The 20,336-nt window shown below is 69.4% G+C and carries 20 protein-coding genes; 7 read left to right on the forward strand and 13 right to left on the reverse strand.

Features of this window, described 5'->3' with window-relative positions; translation table 11 throughout:
- Positions 1-61: 61 nt before the first annotated feature.
- The 6 genes from HOV77_RS17570 to cimA form a co-directional block, all read right to left on the reverse strand.
- Positions 62-1,222, reverse strand: coding sequence for a hypothetical protein (locus HOV77_RS17570; RefSeq protein ID WP_290863481.1), 1,161 nt, complete (start codon positions 1,220-1,222; stop codon positions 62-64).
- A 292-nt stretch (positions 1,223-1,514) separates the two neighbouring features.
- Positions 1,515-1,757: a hypothetical protein gene (locus HOV77_RS17575; protein ID WP_290863482.1), complete on the reverse strand. Its 243-nt coding sequence runs from the start codon at positions 1,755-1,757 to the stop codon at positions 1,515-1,517.
- Positions 1,754-3,295, reverse strand: coding sequence for a radical SAM protein (locus HOV77_RS17580; protein WP_290863483.1), 1,542 nt, complete (start codon positions 3,293-3,295; stop codon positions 1,754-1,756). Before HOV77_RS17580 ends, HOV77_RS17575 begins: the two co-directional genes overlap by 4 nt.
- A complete protein-coding gene (locus tag HOV77_RS17585) occupies positions 3,292-4,089 on the reverse strand; it encodes a prolipoprotein diacylglyceryl transferase family protein (protein ID WP_290863484.1) in 798 nt (265 codons plus the stop codon). Before HOV77_RS17585 ends, HOV77_RS17580 begins: the two co-directional genes overlap by 4 nt.
- A gap of 2 nt (positions 4,090-4,091) precedes the next feature.
- Positions 4,092-4,502 (reverse strand): hypothetical protein, encoded by a 411-nt coding sequence (locus tag HOV77_RS17590; protein ID WP_290863485.1) that lies wholly within the window; start codon positions 4,500-4,502, stop codon positions 4,092-4,094.
- A gap of 106 nt (positions 4,503-4,608) precedes the next feature.
- Positions 4,609-6,180 carry a citramalate synthase gene (cimA, locus tag HOV77_RS17595; RefSeq protein WP_290863486.1) on the reverse strand — a complete coding sequence of 524 codons (1,572 nt, stop codon included), beginning with the start codon at positions 6,178-6,180 and terminating at the stop codon, positions 4,609-4,611.
- 230 nt (positions 6,181-6,410) lie between these two features.
- Between cimA and HOV77_RS17600 the strand changes: the two genes are divergently transcribed.
- Together HOV77_RS17600 and HOV77_RS17605 are read left to right on the forward strand one after the other, a co-directional pair.
- Positions 6,411-7,157: a tyrosine-protein phosphatase gene (locus tag HOV77_RS17600; protein WP_290863487.1), complete on the forward strand. Its 747-nt coding sequence runs from the start codon at positions 6,411-6,413 to the stop codon at positions 7,155-7,157.
- A gap of 28 nt (positions 7,158-7,185) precedes the next feature.
- Positions 7,186-8,304, forward strand: coding sequence for a Vms1/Ankzf1 family peptidyl-tRNA hydrolase (locus HOV77_RS17605; protein ID WP_290863488.1), 1,119 nt, complete (start codon positions 7,186-7,188; stop codon positions 8,302-8,304).
- Positions 8,305-8,437: 133 nt separating this feature from the next.
- Here the strand turns inward: HOV77_RS17605 and HOV77_RS17610 are convergent, their stop codons facing one another.
- Positions 8,438-10,057, reverse strand: a complete 1,620-nt coding sequence (locus HOV77_RS17610; protein WP_290863489.1) for an acyl-CoA dehydrogenase family protein — start codon at positions 10,055-10,057, stop codon at positions 8,438-8,440.
- A complete protein-coding gene (locus tag HOV77_RS17615; protein WP_290863490.1) occupies positions 10,054-10,533 on the reverse strand; it encodes a helix-turn-helix domain-containing protein in 480 nt (159 codons plus the stop codon). Before HOV77_RS17615 ends, HOV77_RS17610 begins: the two co-directional genes overlap by 4 nt.
- 128 nt (positions 10,534-10,661) lie before the next feature.
- Between HOV77_RS17615 and HOV77_RS17620 the strand changes: the two genes are divergently transcribed.
- Entirely contained in the window at positions 10,662-11,162 is a 501-nt protein-coding gene (locus HOV77_RS17620) for a PaaI family thioesterase (RefSeq protein ID WP_290863491.1), read from the forward strand.
- A gap of 99 nt (positions 11,163-11,261) precedes the next feature.
- Here HOV77_RS17620 and HOV77_RS17625 read toward each other — a convergent pair whose 3' ends face one another.
- The 3 genes from HOV77_RS17625 to HOV77_RS17635 form a co-directional block, all read right to left on the reverse strand.
- Positions 11,262-12,923: an FAD-binding dehydrogenase gene (locus tag HOV77_RS17625; protein WP_290863492.1), complete on the reverse strand. Its 1,662-nt coding sequence runs from the start codon at positions 12,921-12,923 to the stop codon at positions 11,262-11,264.
- Complete coding sequence (locus HOV77_RS17630) at positions 12,920-13,855, reverse strand: acyl-ACP desaturase (RefSeq protein ID WP_290863493.1); 936 nt, start codon at positions 13,853-13,855, stop codon at positions 12,920-12,922. Before HOV77_RS17630 ends, HOV77_RS17625 begins: the two co-directional genes overlap by 4 nt.
- Positions 13,856-13,928: 73 nt before the next feature.
- Positions 13,929-14,642, reverse strand: a complete 714-nt coding sequence (locus tag HOV77_RS17635) for a lysophospholipid acyltransferase family protein (protein ID WP_290863494.1) — start codon at positions 14,640-14,642, stop codon at positions 13,929-13,931.
- Between the two features lie 61 nt (positions 14,643-14,703).
- Between HOV77_RS17635 and HOV77_RS17640 the strand changes: the two genes are divergently transcribed.
- From HOV77_RS17640 to HOV77_RS17655, 4 genes are read left to right on the forward strand one after another with little or no spacing between them, the layout of a single operon-like run.
- Positions 14,704-15,951 carry a hypothetical protein gene (locus HOV77_RS17640; protein WP_290863495.1) on the forward strand — a complete coding sequence of 416 codons (1,248 nt, stop codon included), beginning with the start codon at positions 14,704-14,706 and terminating at the stop codon, positions 15,949-15,951.
- A gap of 10 nt (positions 15,952-15,961) precedes the next feature.
- On the forward strand, positions 15,962-16,429 hold the full coding sequence (locus tag HOV77_RS17645; protein ID WP_290863496.1) for a GNAT family N-acetyltransferase: 468 nt from the start codon (positions 15,962-15,964) through the stop codon (positions 16,427-16,429).
- Complete coding sequence (locus HOV77_RS17650) at positions 16,426-17,634, forward strand: pyridoxal phosphate-dependent aminotransferase (protein ID WP_290863497.1); 1,209 nt, start codon at positions 16,426-16,428, stop codon at positions 17,632-17,634. Before HOV77_RS17645 ends, HOV77_RS17650 begins: the two co-directional genes overlap by 4 nt.
- Before the next feature lie 2 nt (positions 17,635-17,636).
- A complete protein-coding gene (locus tag HOV77_RS17655; protein ID WP_290863498.1) occupies positions 17,637-18,434 on the forward strand; it encodes a carbon-nitrogen hydrolase family protein in 798 nt (265 codons plus the stop codon).
- Positions 18,435-18,582: 148 nt separating this feature from the next.
- On the opposite strand, the gene HOV77_RS17660 is transcribed toward HOV77_RS17655, so the two are convergent.
- Together HOV77_RS17660 and HOV77_RS17665 are read right to left on the reverse strand one after the other, a co-directional pair.
- Positions 18,583-20,121: a long-chain fatty acid--CoA ligase gene (locus HOV77_RS17660; protein ID WP_290863499.1), complete on the reverse strand. Its 1,539-nt coding sequence runs from the start codon at positions 20,119-20,121 to the stop codon at positions 18,583-18,585.
- Between the two features lie 17 nt (positions 20,122-20,138).
- Positions 20,139-20,336 (reverse strand): acyl-CoA dehydrogenase family protein (locus HOV77_RS17665; protein ID WP_290863500.1); only part of this gene is annotated, 198 nt, incomplete at its 5' end.

Genomic DNA, 20,336 nt, shown 5'->3' on the forward strand with positions numbered 1-20,336 from the left:
ACCCGCCGCACCGCGCCCGCCGCCCGCCGCCCGCCGCGGGGCCCAGGCTACGGCGGTGGGTTCAGTTACCCGCGTCGGCGACAACAACCTCGGGATAGCGCGGGTCCGCGCGGTCCAGCAGCGGCTCCGGCCGATGCCGCAGATGCCGGTCGAACATGGCGCGGTTGAGCCGCCGAGTGATCTGCGTCGAACGCGTACCCGTCGTCGTAGCGCCGAAGTCGATGCCGAGCTGCTCACCGAAGAGCGCCAAGTCGTTGAAGGAAGCATGTTCGGTGCCGGCCACGGTGATCCAGCGCTTCCAGCCGGTCATCGACTGCCAGTCGAGGGCCCAGGAGGCGTCCGGCCCGCCCGGCGAGTGGAACGATTCCGTCCCGAGCAGCATGAACGGGCCGGCCAGCGCGGTCGGCGGGGTGTAGCCCGAGGAACTGCCGTCCATGTCGATCCCGGCCCGGATACGCCGATCGGCCAGCATCGCCGGGATCGCGCTCGCTCCACCGGCCGAGTGCCCGGACATCCCGATCCGGCGCGGATCGATGAGGTGCCCGCCACTCCACACGGGTCGGGAGCCGAGGAGTTGGTCGAGGACGAAGGAGACATCGGCTGCGCGTACCTCGTAGAGGCGGGCGAAGAAGGTCCGGTCGTCGTCGTACGCACACGTGTCGCATCCGGCCACCCGGCCGTCGGGGAAGGTCACGGCGTACGTCTCGTAGGTGTGGTCGACGGCCACGACGACGTAGCCATGGCTGGCCAAGTCCTCGGCCAGGGCGGACAACGAATTGCGGGGCTGCGTGTACCCCGGCGAGAGGATCACCAACGGCAGGCTCCCGGGCCGTCCCATGGGCTTGGCTTCGGCGTACGCGAACGTCCGCACTGTGCTGAGGATGTCCGGCGGCAGCTCGGTGTATCGCTTGCCCTCCAGGAACAGCCGGGACTCCTCGGCCGTCATGTACTGCCAAGAATCCCCACGCCGGTCGTGCGTCGGGTACCAGATGGTGATCATGAGTTCGCGCGCGGTCATCGTCGGCACCCACGGGTCCGGGCGCGAGGTGTCCCGCAGATACCGCGAGGTGGCCCCCACCGGGTACGGCCCGGTCGGACGCAGCAGGTGCAAAGCGGTCGACGTCGTCGAGGCCGCGGCGGATCCGGCGGTCGCCGGGAGCAGCGCCGCCGAGGCGACGGCGGCGCTCCCCAGGAGCAGGCTTCTACGCGAGAGCTGAGTCATGCCGCGACGCTAAGCCGGACGGGGTCGCCGGGTCGTCGGCCGCAGTGTCTACTTCGGATCCCCCTGCGGAACGACGTCATCCTCCCGATGTACGCCGCGTCAGAGCGTCCGCCGCGTCAGAGCGTCGCTCGGGTGGTACGCCAGCGACCTTTCCATGCGCGGGAGAGGTGCATTGCGTACCACTCGGGTCGACATGTTCACCGGTGGTCGGGCGCCGCCGAGCCGCCAGGCGCGTCGCCGCCGAGCGGCCAAGCGCGTCGCCGCCGAGCGGCCAGGCGGTGCGAAGCAGAGCCTAGAACACCCACCAGATGATGCCGCCGATCCCGGCAAGCGTCAGCACGCCGAGATAAGCGAGCACAAGCCGCGTATCACGAAGAAAGCACTTCGACCGGGTGAGCCCGGCCCGCCGCGCCCGCCAGTACCCCGCGAACCCGACGGCGGCGAAGACGACCAGCGCCACCGGGCCGAGCAGCCAGCCCAGCAGCGCGATCGTGGCGTAGATGCACAGCCGCAGCGGGTCGTAAGGCTGGTTCACGAGCGCGCCCGGGGAAGTCGTTGCACCGACAGCGCCGGCCACGCCTGCACCGCGCAGAACGGCGCGCACTGGTCGGCTCCGGCCGAGGATCGGGTCGCGACGTGGACGCAGCACTGCGTCAGGCGTTCCTCGATCATGGTGTTGATGTCCATGAACGGCTTGACGGTGATCCGCTTGACCCGTTCCGCGAGCAGTTTGCGCAGCCGCTCCTTGCCGCCGGGCAGCGCGGACGAAGCCAGCGTGAGCAACGTCGAGATGCCGAGGTCGCAGTTTTCGCAGATGTCCTTCCACAGGTCGCCGACGCGCGGGTGGGACAGCGACGACTGCTCCGACAGCAGGTCCAGCAGCGACTGCTTCACCACGCCCCGCATCATCGCGGGCAGCTCGGTGTCCGCGATCCGGTTCGCCACGAGTTCCGGCGACAGCTCCAGGAACGCCTTCAGCCGCTCAGGCCCGATGAGCGCGGTCAACGAGCGCCACTCACCGCCGTCATCCTTCAGGAGATATCCGACGGAACAGCAATGTGGGTGGGAACAAGGCAATGCGGTCAGATCGCGCCACGTGACGAGTCCGCCGGTCTGCGGCTCCAATCTTGCGAGTACGCCGGTGTGCGTCAACCGGTCCTGGGAGTCGATCGGCGCCGAGCGGCCGGAACCGAACTGGGGCTGGAGGGAGACCCCGCCGATGTAGGGCGTGTCGAGGGCGCGCTTGACGACCGCGCCGATCTCGTCGTCGTTGACGCCGAGGGCGCACGTCATCGTCAGGGTAGTGAAGATGCCGGCCGCCGAGAGGGCGTCGATCGCCTGTTCCTTGAGCCGGGTGAGGTCGGCCCCACGATGGTGGCGGCTGGTGGCGGCGGAGGGCCCGTCGTACTGCAGGTAGACCTCGACGCGTTCCCGGTGCTTCTTCAGCAGCTCCACCAGCGAAGGCTCCCGGGCGATCTTCACGCCGTTCGTGTTGATCAGGATGCGGGTGACTGGCCGGGCGATCAGTTCGTCGAGCAGTTCTTCCAATTGCGGGTAGAGCGTCGGCTCGCCACCGGACAGCATCAGCACGTCGATGCGGTTGTTCTCCCGGGACAACCGAGTATCCACACTCGACAAAACCGCCGCGAGCGGCACCACCCCGCTGATCTGCGGTGACGAGTCGGCGAAACAGGTCGGGCACTTGAGATTGCAGTGATCCGTCAGGTCCGCCAGCAGGATGCAGGTGTGCTGGGTCTGCATCTCCGGCAACCCGTCCAGGTACGCCGAAGGCACCGGTGCGAAGTTGCCGGCCAAGTCCGGGACGTGGGCCTTCGTGGGCGCGGTCCACTCCTCCAGGTAGCTGAGGATCTCGGGGTTCTCGTCGTAGAGGGTCCGGACCAGCCCGTGCTCGGGGCAACCGCGTTCGAGCCAGATCCGACCGTCCCGTTCGGCCAGCCACCCCGACAGCCGCCGGACCTGCGCCAGTTCGGGGTCCGTGGCGTGGCAGTGCGGGCAGAAGGCGTTGACGTACCGGTGAATCCGGTCGCCGCGTAGCTGCATGCCGGCTGTCATGGCGAGACTCCGTCCTGAAGGGTTCGGGGAGCGAGGGCGAAGCCGCCCCGACGGGTGCGGCGTACGGCGGTCCAGACGGCCAACGGAGAGCAGGCCAGCAGGAACCATTGCGGCCGGGTCAGACCGAGCGCGACGACCTCGTTGCCCCGGACGAACTCCACCAGAAACCGGAAGGCCGCGTACGCGAGGAGGTAGCCGGCGAACAGAGCACCGGGCTGGGCGAACCGATCGCGGTTACGGAACAGCACGACGAAGGCGGCGAGCTGAAAGACGATCTCGTACGCGAACGACGGGTGCAGCGGCACTCCGGCCACCGCCCGGGGGATGTTCGCCGCCTCGGCGGCGGTCAGCGTCAGGCCCCAGCTGCCGCCGGTCGGCGTACCGGGGAGTTCGGTGAGCAGGCAGCCGATCCGGCCGACCGCCATGCCCAACGCGACCGGCGCGGCGAACAGATCACCCGTGCTCACCTTCAGTTTGGTGATCCGCTTGGCGATCAGCGCTCCGGCGTACGCACCGACGAGGCCGGACAGGATGCTCCGGCTGCCGTAGAGCCACTGCTCGGCCGGCCCGGCGTTGGCCCCCGGCGACAGATGCTGAGCCCAGGTTCCCAGCCGGGACAGCAGCGCCCCGCCGGTGAGCGCTCCGGCGATCACGCCCCAGATCCGCTCGTCGATCGGCTCGCGGCCGCGCAACTGCCAGAGGAAACAGCCGAGGGCCGCCAGGACGCCGAGGCCGACGAACACGTCGTGGGTCGGTACGCCGAGCGGCCCGAGATGGAACAGGATCGGACGCATCGCTACTGGAGGCCGAAGAACGGGGCGAAGCAAGCACCGGCCAGGATGATCATGCCGACGGCCGAACCGATCAGGAAGCCCACGCCGAAAGGGCGAGTCTTCTCGACGGCCGTCAACACGATCCCGGCGATGATCTGGATCGGGCCCGCGATGGCCAGCCCGGCGAGCACGACCAGGGAAAGGCCGATCCACCGCTCGGAACCGGTGCCGGAAGCGGTCAGCGAGAACACGACACCGATGATCACGATGAGCACCGGTATGCCGACCCCGACGACCGCGCCGATGATGCCGAGAACCATCCGGCGCTTGCGCGCGACCGGGTCGTCGAGCCCACCGCCGGGCGGCATCGGACGCATCGGCGGTACGCCGAACTCCGGCCGGATGGGCGGCTGCGGGGGCGGCGGCTGGGTCATGGGCTGGCTCCGATCTAGCCGGGCGGACCGGGGACTGAACGACACGATAGACGCTCGCCGCCCCCGGTTCGCTCCACCACTCGGGCCGCGTCCCGGGACTGACCGCTCAGGCGGGCACCCGGACCAGGCCGAACGTCAAGGCGTCCACCAGGGCCCGCCAGCTCGCCTCGACCACGTTCTCGTGTACGCCGACCGTGGTCCAGTCGCCGCCGCGGGAGTCCACAGTCTCCACGAGTACGCGGGTGATCGCGCCGGTGCCGTGCGAGCCCTCCAGGATGCGGACCTTGTAGTCGGCCAGTTCCAGGGTCGCCAGCGACGCATAGTGCCGGGTCAGGGCCTGTCGCAGGGCCTCGTCCAGGGCGTTGACCGGGCCGTTGCCCTCGGCGGTGGCGATGACCCGCTCGCCCTTCACGCGTACCTTCACTGTGGCCTCGGAGACGACGGCGCCGTCCTCGCGGTGCTCCACGATGACCCGGTAGGACTCGAGGGTGAACGGCGCGGAGCCGCCGCCGAGGGCATCCCGGACGAGCAGCTCGAAGCTGGCGTCGGCGGCCTCGTAGGACCACCCGGCCGCCTCGCGCTGCTTGACCTCCTCCGTGACCTTGGTCGCGACGTCCGGCCGCCCGGCCAGATCGAGCCCGAGTTCCTTGCTCTTGAGCTCGATGCTGGCCCGGCCGGCCATCTCCGTGACCAGGATCTTCATATCGTTGCCGACCACGGCCGGGTCTATGTGGTTGTAGAGGGCCGGGTCGTGCTTGATCGCGCTCGCGTGCAACCCCGCCTTGTGAGCGAAAGCCGCGCTGCCCGTGTACGCCTGGTGGGTGTCGGGTGCGATGTTGGCGATCTCGGCGATGGCGTGCGAGACGCGCACCATCTGTTCCAGACAGCCCTCCGGTAGGACGGGCATGCCCAGCTTCAACTGGAGGTTGGCGACGCAGGCGAACAGGTCGGCGTTGCCGGGCCGTTCGCCGTAGCCGTTGGCGGTGCCTTGGAAGTGGCGTACGCCCGCCTCCACGGCGGCGACCGTGTTGGCCACGGCGCACGCGGTGTCGTTCTGGGTGTGGATGCCGAGCCGGTCCGGGCTTACGCCCAGCCGGGCGCAGACCTCCCCGACAGCCTTCGTGACCTGGGAAGGCAGCATCCCGCCGTTGGTGTCGCACATGACGGCGATCTCGGCCCCGGCGTCCAGCCCGGCCTTGACGACCGAGGCCGTGTAGTCGGGATCGTGCCGGAAGCCGTCGAAGAAGTGTTCGCAGTCCAGGAAGACGCGCCGCCCGTTGGCGACGAAGTACGCGACGCTGTCGGCCACCATCGCGAGGTTCTCCTCGGGCGTCGTACGCAGAGCGCGCAGGACATGCCGGAGGTCCGACTTGGCGACGAGGGCGACGGCCGGAGTCTGCGCGTCGATCAGGCCCTTGATCAGAGCGTCGTCTTCGACGTGGACGCCGGCCTTGCGGGTCATCCCGAACGCGACCAGGATCGCGTGCTGGAACTGGAGCTCCTCGCGGGCGCGCCGGAAGAACTCGACGTCCTTGGGCATGGCACCGGGCCAGCCGCCCTCGATGAAGCCCACGCCGAACTCGTCCAGCAGCTTGGCGACGGCCAGCTTGTCGGCGACGGAATAGGTGAGGCCTTCGCGCTGCGCGCCGTCGCGCAACGTCGTGTCATATACCTGCATCAGCGCTCACTTCCTGATGACATCCCACAAAACAAAACGACCCCCCGCGGATGCGGGAGGTCTGCGCGCTGGCCTGCGTATTTTGGCCGGCGCGCTAGTCGCCAATAATGAGGGCGAACTGCGTCACGAGCGTGACTATGCCACTACACACCAAGAAGTGGAAACACCGTCTCGGCATGTGGTCATAACCGCGTGGAGAAATGTCGCTCCCAGCCGCTAGGCTCGGCCGCGTGACGATCGAGGCGACCGGCAGTTTCATCCCGTTTCAGGCGGTCTTCAACTTCCGGGAGGTCAGCGGACTGCCCACCGCCGACGGGGCCCGCGTCCGCAGCCGGGCGCTGTATCGCTCGGACACCCTCTCCCGGCTCTGCGACGCCGATCGGGCGAGCTTCGGCGAACTCGGCGTCGACACCGTCATCGATCTCCGGCGAGCCGAGGAGATCGCGACGCTCGGGCGCGCGCCCGAGTGGGCTGCGCCGGCGTACCACCATCGGCACCTCGAGCACCCGTTCTGGCGCGCCGAGGACTACGACCCCGGCCGGGGCGTCGCCCGCTACCTCGCCGACCGCTACGGCGAGCTGATCAAGCACGGCGCGGCCGACATCGCGGGCGTGATCTCGCTGGTCGCCGCGCCGGAATCGGGCACTCCAGTGGTGCACTGCGTCGCCGGGAAGGACCGCACCGGGACCGTCATCGCGCTGATCCTGACCCTCCTCGGCGTCGACGAGGAGATCGTCGCCCACGAGTACGCGCTGACCGAGCTGGCCGATCCGGCCTTCGTGGCCTGGGCGAACGTGAACATCCCCGGGTTCGCCGAGAAGCCGCCCGTGCCGTACTACGTGTCCACGCCGCCCGAGGCGATGCTGCTGACGCTTCGTGAGGTCGTTGCGGCGTACGGGTCGGCCGAGGCGTTGCTGACCGCTGCGGGGCTGCCCGCCGGGACGGTCGACCGGCTGCGGGCCAAGCTGCTCGAATAAGTCCCGGGGACCTGGGTACACGGCCCGGATGAACCTCCGATTCCTGAGGCCGCTGTACGACACGCCGGGGCCCTGGGCCTCGGTCTACCTGGACGATTCGCTCGACACCGAGAACGGCCGGGCCGAAGTCGGGCTGCGCTGGCGCGCGCTCCGGGAGGCATTGCGACGCCAGGGGGCGAACGAGCCGACCGTCGAAGCCGTCGAAGACGCCGTACGCGGTGCGGAGCCCGGCAGCGGCCCGCATGGGCTGGCCGTCTTCGCGCATGATCCCGAACTCATCCACACCGAGGTGATGTCCGCCCCGCCGCCGGTCGACAGCGCGGAGTACGGCCCGTTGCCGCACGTCGCACCGCTGCTGGTCCAGCGCGGGCAGCGAATCAGCTGGCTACGGGTGGTCGTCGACCGTACCGGCGGGACGATCGAGTCGGCGTCGAGCAGCAGCATCGACGTCTCCGGCAGCGAGACCTACCCAATCCGGAAGATCGCCCCGGGCGGGTACGCCAACGCCCGGTTCCAGCGCGAAGCCGAGGAGAACTGGCAGCGTAACGCGCAGGACGTGGCCGAGGAGCTGACCAGACTGGCCGACACCATGGGGCCCGAAGTGATCATCGTGGCCGGTGACGTCCAGGCGCGCCGACTGCTCGTCGAGCAGCTACCGGTCCGCTGGCAGAACAAGATCGTGCTCACCGACGCCGGCTCCCGGGCGCCCGGCGCCGACCCCGAAGCGCTGGACGACGTCACGACGCAGGTCATCGCTCAGACCGCACAGGAGCACGCCGACTCCGTACTGGACCGGCTGCGCGCCGAGCACGGCGAGGACGCTGCAATCGGCATCGCACCGGTGCTCACCGCGTTCAACCGGGGCCAGGTCGAGACGTTGCTGCTGGACGCCATCGGGCTCGCCGGGACGAAGCTCTGGCTTGATCCGGCCAGCGGCCAGCTGGCCGAAGACCCCGGTACGCTCCCCGGCGGCGGAACTTCAGCACAGCAGGTTCTGGCGGAGGACGCCCTGATCCGAGCAGCCGCCACGACCGACGCCGACCTGCTGATGGTCACCGCGACCGGCACGGACGGCAGTCCGCTCGAACTCCGGGACGGCGTGGGCGCGGTGCTTCGGTACAGCGACGCCGCCACTCCGCACGAGTGACGGGAGCTACGCGGGTCGTTTCCATGATCAACGGAGAAAACGTGGGGCTATGGCACCGCGAATCTTCCGCTGATCATGGAAATCGGACAATCCGACAGCGGCGAACCCCCCTCGGTGCGATTTTTCCCGCACGTCAGGCAAGCGAGGGAACCCGAGCAAGAATCCCGTCAACATCCACACCAGAAGGAAGAGCACCGAAAGCCAACCCACCCGCCCGACCGAGCCGCGAAGCGCAAAAGGCATCCGCGACAGCGGCAGGCGCGTACCGAACAAGAAGAGCGCCCTGAAGAACGAGGGCAGCCCGTTCGGCAAGCTGCCGAGCGGTCGCCTCGGAAGGCGAGGCAAGCAGCGGAGAAACCGAAGCCCAAGCATCGTCCAAAGAGGAGTTCTCGCCGAGCGCAGGCGCAACCTCAGCCGCCAAAGCGGAAGCGGTCGACGGGGAAGTACGCAGAGCGCGCAGCACGTCCAGAGCGGTGACGTTGCCGGAGCCTTCCCAGATCCCGTTGAGCGGGGCATCCCGGTAGAGCCGGGGCATCCCGGAGTCCTCGACGTAACCGTTGCCGCCCAAGCATTCCAGTGCCTCGGCGACCATCATGGGCTGCCGCTTGCAGATCCAGTACTTGGCGAGCGCCGTCGCGATCCGCTGGAACTCCGCCTCCGCCGAGTCGCCGCGAGAAGCCCGGTCGACCGCGCCCGCCACCCGCATCATGAGGCAAGTGGCGGCCTCCGATTCGAGAGCCAGATCGGCCAGCACCGTACGCATCAACGGCTTGTCGATCAACAGTCCGCCGAACGCCGACCGATGCCGGGTGTGGTGCACCGCCTGGATCAGCGCGGCTCGCATCCCGGCGGCGGAACCGAGGCCGCAGTCCAGCCGGGTCATCGTGACCATCTCGATGATCGTGCGTACGCCGCGTCCCTCCGGGCCGACGAGCCACGCGACGGTTTCGTCGAACTCCGGTTCGCTGCTGGCGTTGCTGCGATTGCCGAGCTTGTCCTTCAGGCGCTGGATGCGGAACGGGTTGCGCGACCCGTCGGGCAGTACGCGCGGCACAAGGAAGCACGAGAGCCCACCCGGCGCTTGGGCCAGCACCAGGAACAGATCGTTCATCGGCGCACTGGTGAACCACTTGTGCCCGGTCAGCCGCCAAGTCCCGTCCGGCTCCGGCACTGCACGAGTGGTGTTGGCGCGTACGTCGGAACCGCCCTGCTTCTCGGTCATCCCCATGCCGGCCAGCAGTCCGGCCTTCGAAGTGGGCACGCGCAAACCGGGGTCGTAGACCCGGGAGGTCAGCAGCGGCTCATAGACCGCCGCCAGCTCGGGTTGCGCACGCAGGGCTGGGACTGCGGCGTACGTCATCGAGATCGGGCAGATGTGCCCCTGCTCGACGGTGCCCCAGACCAGCATGTCCGCCGCTCGGGCGACGTGCGCTCCCGGTCGCGGATCCGCCCAGGGCGCGCCGGCCAGCCCGTGCTCGACCGCGACGCGCATCAGCGAATGCCAGGCCGGATGGAACTCCACCTCGTCGATGCGATGCCCGTATCGATCGTGCGTGCGCAGCACCGGCGAGTAGCGGTTCGCTTCGTCCGCCCAGCGCTGCGCCTCTTCGCTCCCGGCCCGGCGGCCCAGCGCATGCAGCTCACTGCTGTGCCACTCCGCGCCTTCGCGTACCAAACCTTCCAGAAGGGCGGGGTCCGCGGCCACGTCATGGCCGATCAGCAGCGGGGCCTGATTGAAAACCTCGTGGGTCATCGCGCCTCGAATAGCTTTGCGCCAGGTCCGGGGCGGGTCGCGGCCTCGCGCGGCGACTTCAGCACGTGTCCCTCCGAGCAGACGAGTTGTACGCCGAGAGTCCCCTCACAGTCGCGGTGAGCGACCGTCACGGGTGAGCCTTCGGAGTCGGCCAGATAGCGGTCGCCCCACTCCCAGACGGCGATGAGGACCGGATAGAGATCGAAACCCTTCTCAGTCAGGCGATATTCGTGGCGCAGCCGCTCCCCCGGCTCGCGGTAGGGCTCGCGGCGGAGCACTCCCTGCTCCACCAGCATGGTCAGCCGATTCGTGAGCACCTGACGGGGAATGTCGGTGTGCCGCCGCATGTCCTCGAACCGCCGGACGCCGGTGAAGATCTCGCGCAGCACGACGAAGGTCCAGCGCTCGCCGAGAATCGACATCGCGCGCCCGACCGTGCAGTTCTCCACGGACCAATCCAGCGCTGCGGGCCTCATGCGATCACCGACCTTCGGCCGGCGTCGCATGAAGGGAACTGAGCTTCATGATGATCGGTCTGCGCCCGCTCATGTGACCAAACCTAAGTCTTCTTGACAGACTCAGCAAGCGTTGCCAGGCTGAGTTCATGACCGAGACTCAGCAGCGCACCCGGACATTTCAGTGGGACGACCCCGGCGTGTACGCCACCGCCCCGGCCGAGCTGACCGGGTTGGAGCTGCTCCAGCTGATGGTCGCGGGCGAGCTGCCGCCGCCGCCGATCATGCGGCTGCTGGACATGCAGGACCTCACCGCCGAATTCGGCCGGGTCGTGGTGACCATGAAGGCGCAGGAGTTCCACTACAACCCGCTCGGCACCGTGCACGGCGGCGTGATCTCGACCCTGCTCGACACCGCGACGGGCTGCGCCGTGCATACGACGCTGCCCGCCCGGGTCGGCTACACGAGCATGGACCTCACCGTGAAGTACCTGCGCCCCGTGACCGTCGAGTCCGGCCTGCTCACCTGTGAGGGCTCGGTCATCTCGCAGGGACGGCGTACGGCGCTGGCCCAGGCGACGCTGACCGACGAGGCCGGGCGGCTCGTCGCTCACGCGACCTCGTCCTGCCTTCTCTTCCCGCTCGGCTGACCGCGCTGACCCCCACGCGTTGATCATGAACCTAGGGTCCGGCTATAACCCATAGCCGGACCCTAGGTTCATGATCAACGGGTCGGTGCGGCGGCAGGGTCAGCGGACGGCGGCGGCGGCGGCGCGCCCGGCCACCCGGCCGGAGAACAGGCAGCCGCCGAGGAACGTCCCCTCCAGCGACCGGTAGCCGTGCATGCCGCCGCCGCCGAAGCCGGACGTCTCGCCGGCCGCGTACAGGCCGGGCAGGGGTTCGCCGTCGGCGCGGAGGACCCGGCCGGACAGGTCCGTCTCCAGTCCACCCAGCGTCTTGCGGGTGAGGATGTTGAGGCGTACGGCGATCAGCGGGCCCGCCTTCGGATCCAGCAGCCGGTGCGGCGTGGCCACCCGGACGAGCTTGTCGCCCCGGTACGCACGCGCCCCCCGAATCGCGGTGACCTGCAAGTCCTTGGCGAACGGGTTGAGGATCTCCCGGTCGCGTGCGACGACCTGGCGCTCGATGTCGGCGTACGCCAACGAAGGTCCACCGACCGAAGCGGCCAGTTTGTTCATCTGCTCGACGAGGGCGGGCAGCCGATCGGCGACAACGAAGTCCGCACCGTGCTTCTTGAACGCCTCGACCGGTCCGGGCGCGCCCGGAAGAACGCGCTGCAACACCTGCTTGACGCTCTTGCCGGTGAGATCCGGGTTCTGCTCGGAGCCCGAGAGCGCGAACTCCTTCTCGATGATCTTCTGCGTCAGGACGAACCAGGTGTACTCGTGCCCGGTACGCATGATGTGCTCCAGCGTCCCGAGCGTGTCGAAGCCGGGGAACAGCGGGACGGGCAGCCGCCGGCCGGTCGCGTCGAGCCACAGCGACGACGGGCCGGGCAGGATGCGGATGCCGTGCTGCGGCCAGATCGGCGACCAGTTCGCGATGCCCTCGGTGTAGTGCCACATCCGGTCGCGGTTGATCAGGTTGGCCCCGGCGTCCTCGGCGATGCCGAGCATGCGACCGTCCACATGGGCCGGTACGCCGGACAGCATCCGTTTCGGCGGAGTGCCCAGCCGGGCCGGCCAGTTCTGGCGTACGAGGTCGTGGTTGCCGCCGATCCCGCCGGAGGTCACGATCACGGCTTGCGCAGTGAACGCGAAGTCGCCGGTCACCTCGCGGGAGCTCGACTCGCCCCGGGCGGCGTCACTCGGCGCGAGGACACTTCCGCGTACGCCGTCGATCACGCCGTCGGTCGAAGTCAGCTCGTCGACCCGATGCCGGAAGCCGATCCGGACCAGCCCCCGGCGCTGCGCCTCGCGTACGCGTCGGATGAAGGGTTCGAGGACGCCGGGCCCGGTCCCCCAGGTGACGTGGAACCGCGGTACGGAGTTGCCGTGCCCGTCGGCGAGATAGCCACCGCGTTCGGCCCAGCCGACGACGGGGAACCACCGTACGCCCTGTTCATGCAGCCAGGACCGCTTCTCCCCCGCTGCGAAGTCCACGTACGCCTCGGCCCACTTGCGCGGCCAGCGGTCCTCGTCGCGGTCGAAGCCGGCGCTGCCGAGCCAGTCCTGCAACGCGAGCTGAGCCGAGTCGCGGATGCCCATCCGGCGCTGCTCGGGCGAGTTCACCAGGAACAGCCCGCCGAACGACCAGAAGGCCTGCCCACCCAGCGACGCCTCGGGCTCCTGGTCGAGCAGGATCACGCGGCGGCCCGCGGCGGCCAGTTCGGCGGTGGCGACGAGGCCGGCGAGCCCGGCCCCGACCACGATCACGTCAGCGTCGGTCACGCGCGGGACTTTACTCGCGCCCGCGCCGCCTCCCGCTTCGCCTCGAAGCGGCTCGCCGCCGTGTCCAGGCCGGTCATGAACTCGACGAGTTCCTCGCGAGCCTTCTCGCCTTCGCCGGAGAAGCCCTCCCGGTCGAGTACGCGCAGCTGCCGCAGCACCGGCGTAACCACCTCGTCGTGGTGAATCCGCAGGTCGTAGATGCCGGCCATGGCGATCTGGACCGACTTGCGGCCGAAGTTCTCGATGGTGTGGCCGGGCATCTGGAAGTCCTTGACCACGTCGCAGACCGCGCGCATGGTCGCGTCGGGGGCCAGCTCGAAGGCGGCGCTCAGGAGGTTCCGGTAGAAGAGCATGTGCAGGTTCTCGTCGGCGGCCACCTTGGCGAGCAGCTGATCGCAGATCGGGTCGCCGCTGACCTTGCCGGTGTTGCGGTGCGCGACGCGAGTGGCGAGCTCCTGGAACGACACGTACGCGAGCGACGACAGCACGCTGTCGTTGCCGTTGGTGAACCCGCCGGCCATGTGCTGCATACGCGCCCGCTCGAGGGCGATCGGGTCGACCGCTCGGGTGGTGACCAGGTAGTCCCGGATCGCGATGCCGTGCCGGCCTTCTTCGGCGGTCCACCGGTGCACCCAGGTCCCCCACGCGCCGTCGCGGCCGAACGTCGTCGCGATCTCGTGGTGGTAGCTGGGCAGGTTGTCCTCGGTCAGCAGGTTCACGATCAACGACGTACGCGCGACCTCGGGCAGCCGGGACTGCCCCGGTTCCCAGGCCTGGCCGCCCAGTACGCCGTCGAAGTCGCTGCCCTCGCTCCACGGGACGTACTCGTGGGGGAACCACTCCTTGGCCGTGGCCAGATGCCGGTTGAGATTGGTCTCGACCGTCGGCTCCAGCTCCCGCAGCAGGGTCAGGGTGTCGGGCGAAGCAGTCACGCGGGGCTCCCTCAAATCAGGCTACGGTTGCGTAGGTTACGCCACCGTAGCCTGTTCCGCTGAGAGGTCGCTGTCAGGGGACCTCTTCCGGCAGCGGTGCTCCTCCGCCCAGGTGAGCGGGCAGCCACCAGTCCTCGGCCGGGCTGTCCGGCTTCTCCGGATACTCCGTCTGCGCCCGGTCGAGCAGCTCGGCCATCCGGGCCCGCAGAGCAGCCGTGACCTCGTCGGACTTGTCCCGGCGAGCCGGCCGCATAGGTTCGCCGATGAGCACGCTGATCGGCAGGTTCCGCTTGGTCAGGTTGCGCGGGCGGCCCTTGGTCCACAGCCGCTGCGTACCCCACAGGGCCATCGGGATGAGCGGGACGTCGGCCGCCGCGGCGAGGCGTACCGCGCCGTTCTTGATCTCCTTCACGGTGAACGACTGGCTGATCGTCGCCTCCGGGAAGATGCCGACGACCTCGCCCGCCTTGAGCGCGGCCAGCGCGGCCTTGTACGAGCCGATGCCGGCCTCGCGGTCGACGGGGATGTGCTTCATCCCGCGCATGAGCGGGCCGCCGACCGGGTGGGCGAAGATCTCCTGTTTCGCCATGAACCGGACGAGCCGCTTGGACGGCCGCGCGCCGAAGCCGCAGAAGATGAAATCCAGGTAACTGATGTGGTTGCAGGCGATCACCGCGCCGCCAGTAAGCGGAACGTGCTCACCACCCTCGACCCGCACCCTCATGTCGAGCAGGGTGAACATGGTGCGAGCCAGCGCGATCACGGGGGGATAGACGAGTTCCGGCATCCGGCCAGGTTAAACCCTGGCCCGGTCGCTTTCTCGGGCAAGGCACGGCACAATGCCCGGCATGCCGACGGAGAGCGAGGCGCAGGCGGCCCAACGGCGTGCCCTGCTGGCACCGGTGGCCCGGTTGTGCCTGGAGGCGGGCGTGCCGGTGCGAATGGGCCGGCTGGAGCGGCCCGGTGAGGCCTCGGTCGTCGCCCTGACCTGCGCCGCGCCCGACGGGACGTGGGATGCCGCGCTCACCGTCGTGCGCGCTCGTCCCGTGCCGGAGCAGTACCCCGATTGGAACGGCCGCTGGGGTCGCGATCCGCGCGACGGCTACGACCTGAGCACGCCGGGCACGCTCGTCTTCGAGCTCCAGATCACCGAAGAAGACGATGGTTCTAGTGGTCACGGTCCGCGGCCCATGGTCGTCTTCGAGCTGCTCGACGGCGACGTCGCGGCCGCGGACTCGCTCATCCTCTGGTGGCGGCGGCCCGCGCTCTTCCACACCACGCCACCCGGTCCGCACGAAAAGGCCCAGCGGCGTCGCGAACGCGCCGAGGTGGATCGCCACAAAACCCGTCAAGCTCCACCTGTACGCCTGAAGGCGTTGCCGGGAGCGGCGGAGCCGATCGCCGCGCAGCTCGACGCGGCCGCACTCAGCGGCAACTTCCCCCGGGCTCATGACGGGCGGTTCCACCGCTCGGCGGTGGTCGCGCTGACCCCGATCGACGGGACGCCGTCGCATCGCCGGGGCGCCTGGCTCACCGCGCGGCGTACCGGGGACGGGTTGACCGTGACGGTCGAGGAGCTCATCGGCGGCAATCAGGAACACCGCTGGGATCTGACGCCGTGGCTGTGGAGCCGGGCGTACGCCCGAACCAGCCGGCAGGTTCGCTGGCAGGTCTCCCGGGCCGACCGCGTACGCCCGATCGTGGCGGCGTTGCGAGCCGGGGATGTGCCCTCCGCACTGCAGATCGCCGATGTGGCCTTCGACGAGCAGGTGGCCAAGCTGCTCGCCGGGGCTCCGACGCGCACCTTCCGAGCCGAGTACGCCGAACGCTGGGTCACCCGGCTGTACGAGCAATTGGCGGAGTCCGCCCCGTGGCGGTTCGCCGAGGCGTACCGGATCTGGCAGGCGGAGGCCGATCGCGCCCGGACTGCCCGACCGGTGACGTTGTTCGGGCTCAAGGGACTGAACCAAGCTCGCAAGCCGAAGATCGCGCTGACCCTGTCCGGCGATCGACCGATGCTGCGCCTGGTGTTCACGGCGAGCAACCTCGTGCTCCCCCGGTCGCTCTGGACGCTGCCGACGGACTTCCCGGAGTAGCGTTTTCGCCATGGATATCCGCGCTGGTCGCCCGCAGGAAGCCGCAGAGCTGACCGAGCTGATCCTGCGGTCGAAGGCGCACTGGGGTTACGACGCGGCGTTCCTGGCGCGCTGCCGGCCCGCCCTCACGCTGCACGAGGACCAGGTCGAACCACACCGGACGCTGGTCGCCGAGCTGGACGGCCGGGTCGCCGGGGTCGTGACCGTGACCGGTGTGCCGCCCGAGGGTGAGATCGACCTGCTCTTCATCGATCCGTGGGCGATCGGCCACGGAGTCGGGCGCGCCCTGGTGGGCCACGCGACGGCAGCGGCGGCGGCCGAGGGCTTCGAGTCGCTGCTGATCGAGTCAGACCCCCAAGCAGAGCCGTTCTACCTGCGGATGGGCGCCGTCCGGATCGGTGAGCAGGTATCCCCGGCGACGGGACGCGCGCTGCCGCTGCTGCGCCTGGGCGTGTCTGCCCCGATACTGGACAGATGACCTTCGGAGTACGCACCGCGCTGCGGGGCATCGGGACGACGATCTTCTCCGAGATGACGGCGTTGGCCCAACGCACCGGCGCGGTCAACCTCGGTCAGGGGTTCCCCGACACCGACGGCCCGGCCGGGATGCTGGCCGCGGCACAGCAGGCGATCGCGGGCGGGCTCAACCAGTACCCGCCGGTCGACGGGCTGCCGGTGCTGAAGGAGGCCATCGTCCAGGCACGGCAGAACCGCTACGGGATGGCGTACGACCCGGCGACCGAGGTCGTCATGACCGCCGGGGCGACCGAGGCGATCGCCGCGGCATTGCTCGCGCTCTGCGAACCCGGTGACGAGGTCGTGCTCTTCGAGCCCTACTACGACAGCTATCTCGCCAACGTCGCCATGGCTGGGGCGACGCATCGGGCCGTCCCGTTGCGCCCGACGGACGATGCAGCCGTGGCCGGCTCCAGAGCCGGCGCAGGGTTCGCCTTCGATCCCGATGACCTACGGCGTGCGGTCTCTCCGCGTACCAGATTGATCGTCTTGAACAGCCCGCACAACCCGACGGGCAAGGTGTTCACGCGTGCGGAGCTGGAGCTGATCGCGCAGGTCTGCGTGGAGCGCGACCTGATCGCGGTGACCGACGAGGTTTATGAATACCTGACCTACGACGGCCTGGAGCATGTGCCGCTGGCGAGCCTGCCGGGGATGCGCGAGCGGACCGTGACGATCTCGTCCGCGGGCAAGACGTTCAGCTGCACCGGCTGGAAGATCGGCTGGGCGCTGGGCCCGGCCGAGCTGGTGGGCGCGGTGCGCAAGGCCAAGCAGTTCATGACCTTCGCCAGCGGTACGCCGTTCCAAGCGGCCGTCGCACATGCCCTGACCCACGAGCTGGACTGGGTCGCCGAGCTGGCCAAGAGCCTGCAGGAACGCCGCGACCTGCTGCAGGCCGGGCTGACCGCCGCCGGAGTACGCACCTATCCGGCGCACGGGACCTACTTCCTGCAGGCCGACGCGGCTTCCTGGGGGTACGCCGACGGCGGCGAACTGTGCCGCGACCTCGCCGAACACGGTGGCGTGGTGGCGATCCCGACGCAGGTCTTCTACGACGATCCGGCGAACGGGCGCGGCCTGGTCCGGTTCGCCTTCTGCAAGCGGCCCGAGGTCCTGGCCGACGCTGTCTCGCGCCTGTCGACGTTCCGGCCTTCGGAGGGGAAGTAACCATGCGTGTAGCCGTCTGCCAGCTCAACGCCCGGGCCGATCGCGCGGCGAACCTGAAGATCGCAGCGGAGCTGCTCGAACAGGCCGCCGCGGGGGGAGCCGATCTCGCCGTGCTGCCCGAGTACACCGATTACCTCGGCCCGGCCGCCGGCCTGCCGATGCCCGAACCCGTCGACGGGGAGTACGCCCAGCACTTCGCCGACCTCGCTCAGCGCCTGAACCTGTGGGTGCTGGCCGGGTCGTTCCACGAGACCGGGCCAGACCCTTCGCACACGTACAACACGTCGCTGCTGTTCGACCGGGCGGGCGCGTTGGCGGCGGCGTACCGGAAGATCCACCTGTACGACGTGGAGATCCCGGGTCGAGTGTCCTATCAGGAGTCTGCCGCGGTCGCACCGGGCGCGCAGACCGTCGTCGTGCCCGTCGAAGGCGTACGCGTCGGCCTGTCGATCTGCTACGACCTGCGCTTCCCCGAGCTGTACCGGCGGTTGGCCGCCGAAGGCGAAGCCCAGGTGCTCGTCGTCCCGGCAGCGTTCATGGCGCATACCGGCCGCGACCATTGGGAAGTGCTGCTGCGGGCGCGCGCCATCGAGAACCAGTGCTACGTCGTGGCCGCCGGGCAGATCGGCGACCACGAACCTGGGCGCACCTGCTACGGGCGCAGCATGGTGGTGGACCCCTGGGGGACGGTGGTCGCCCAGGCGCCCGACGTCGTCGGGGTCACCTTCGCCGACCTCGACCTCGACCGGCTGGCCGCCATCCGGCTGGAGCTACCGAGCCTCGCCAACCGCCGCCTCTGATCCAGCGCTCGCCGCGCCGCGCTTTGGCGGCGCTGCGCTTTCCGGCGCTGCGCTCTCGGCACTGGATCAGGGATCTGGGGCGAATCTTGCCCCAAGATTCGGCCCAGATCCGTGATCCAGCGCCCAACGGCTAAAGGGTGCCCAGCGGCTAAAGCGCGCCGTCGGCGAGTTGCCGCCGAATCTCCCGCTTGAGCACCTTGAGGCTCGGCCCCATCGGCAGTTCGCTCGCCAGCCGCACCCGGCGCGGGTACTTGTGCTTGCCGAGCTGCTCCCGCGACCAGGCGAGCAGCTCCTCCTCGGTGACCGCTACGCCGGAGGCGGCCACGACGACCGCCACGACCTCCTCGCCCAACGCGTCGTCCGGTACGCCGACCACCGCCACCTGAGCGACCGAAGGATGCCGGGCCAGCACTTCCTCGACTTCGCGGGGATAGACGTTGAAGCCGCCCCGGATGATGAGGTCCTTCTTCCGGTCGACCACGCGGATGAAGCCCTCGGCGTCCTTGGTGCCCAGGTCGCCGCTGCGGAACCAGCCGTCGACCACGGCCTGCTCGGTCTCCTCGGGCTTGCCGAGGTAGCCCGCGAACACGTTGTGGCCCCGGATGACGATCTCCCCCAGTTCGCCGGTGGGCAGCAGCTCGATGCGGTCGTCCACTTCGGCTCGGGCGATCTCCACCTCGACGCCCCAGATCGGGTGGCCGATCGTGCCGGCGCGCGTACCGAAGTGGGGCTGGTTCGTCGTGGCCGTCGGGGAGGTCTCGCTCAGCCCGTATCCCTCGTAGATGGTGGTCTGGAAGACTTCCGTGAACTTCTCCAGCACCGCCACCGGCAGCGAAGCACCACCGGACACGGCGATCCGCAACTCCGGCAGCCGCTCGCGGCCCGCCGCCGCCTCCAGGAGTCCGATGTACATCGTCGGTACGCCGTGGAACACGGTCACATCCTCGGCCAGCATCAGGTCGATCGCCGCCGCTCCGCTGAACCGGGCCAGCAGGACGAGCGTCGCACCCAGCCGGAACGTCCCGTTCATGCCGACGGTCTGCCCGTACGTGTGGAACAGGGGCAGGCAGCCGAGCACCACGTCGGTCGGCCGGGCGTCGTTGGCGTCGAAGACGTTGACGGTCGCGTTCATCACCAGGTTCAGGTGCGTGAGTAGGGCGCCCTTGGGCGATCCGGTGGTGCCGCTCGTGTAGAAGACGACCGCCACGTCCTCGGCCAGCCGGGAGACGAAGGTCGGCAGCGGCTCGGCGTCCAGCTCCTCCAGCCGCCTCGGCGCATCCTCCTTCGCCGACGCCGGCCCGACCGTCACCACCGGCACGCCCGCGGCCCAGGCGGCCTCCGCGGCCACCCCCAGCAACGCGGTGTGACAGACGAGCAGGTCCGCGCCGCTGTCTTTCAACACGTACGCCATTTCCTGCGCGTTGAGCAGCAGGTGCACCGGGACTACAACTGCCCCGGCTGCGAGCACGCCGTAGTACGCACGCGGGAAGTCCACTGTGTTCGGTACCGCGATCGCGACCGTCTTGTCCGGTCCGACGCCGAGATCGCGTAGTGCGGCGGCGTACCCGAGCGCCTCGCGCCACAGCTGGGAGTAGGTGACCCGCAGCGGGCCGTCGACGACGGCGACCTTGTCCGGATAGCGGCGGGCGGCTTCGGCGAGCACGCTCGCCAGGGAGAGGGACGTCATGGGGTGGGCCTTTCCGCTCAGAACGCGCTGACCCCCGTCAGCGCCCGGCCGATGATGAGGTTCTGGATCTGGCTGGTGCCTTCGTAGAGGGTGGTGACCCGGGCGTCGCGGAGGTACTTCGCGACGGGGTACTCGTCGATGTAGCCGTAGCCGCCGAAGACCTGCAGGGCGTTGTTGGCGGCCCGGACGGCGGCCTCGCTCGCGAACAGCTTCGC

Origin of the sequence: Hamadaea sp. (assembly GCF_013362815.1) — a bacterium.
GTDB lineage: Bacteria > Actinomycetota > Actinomycetes > Mycobacteriales > Micromonosporaceae > Hamadaea.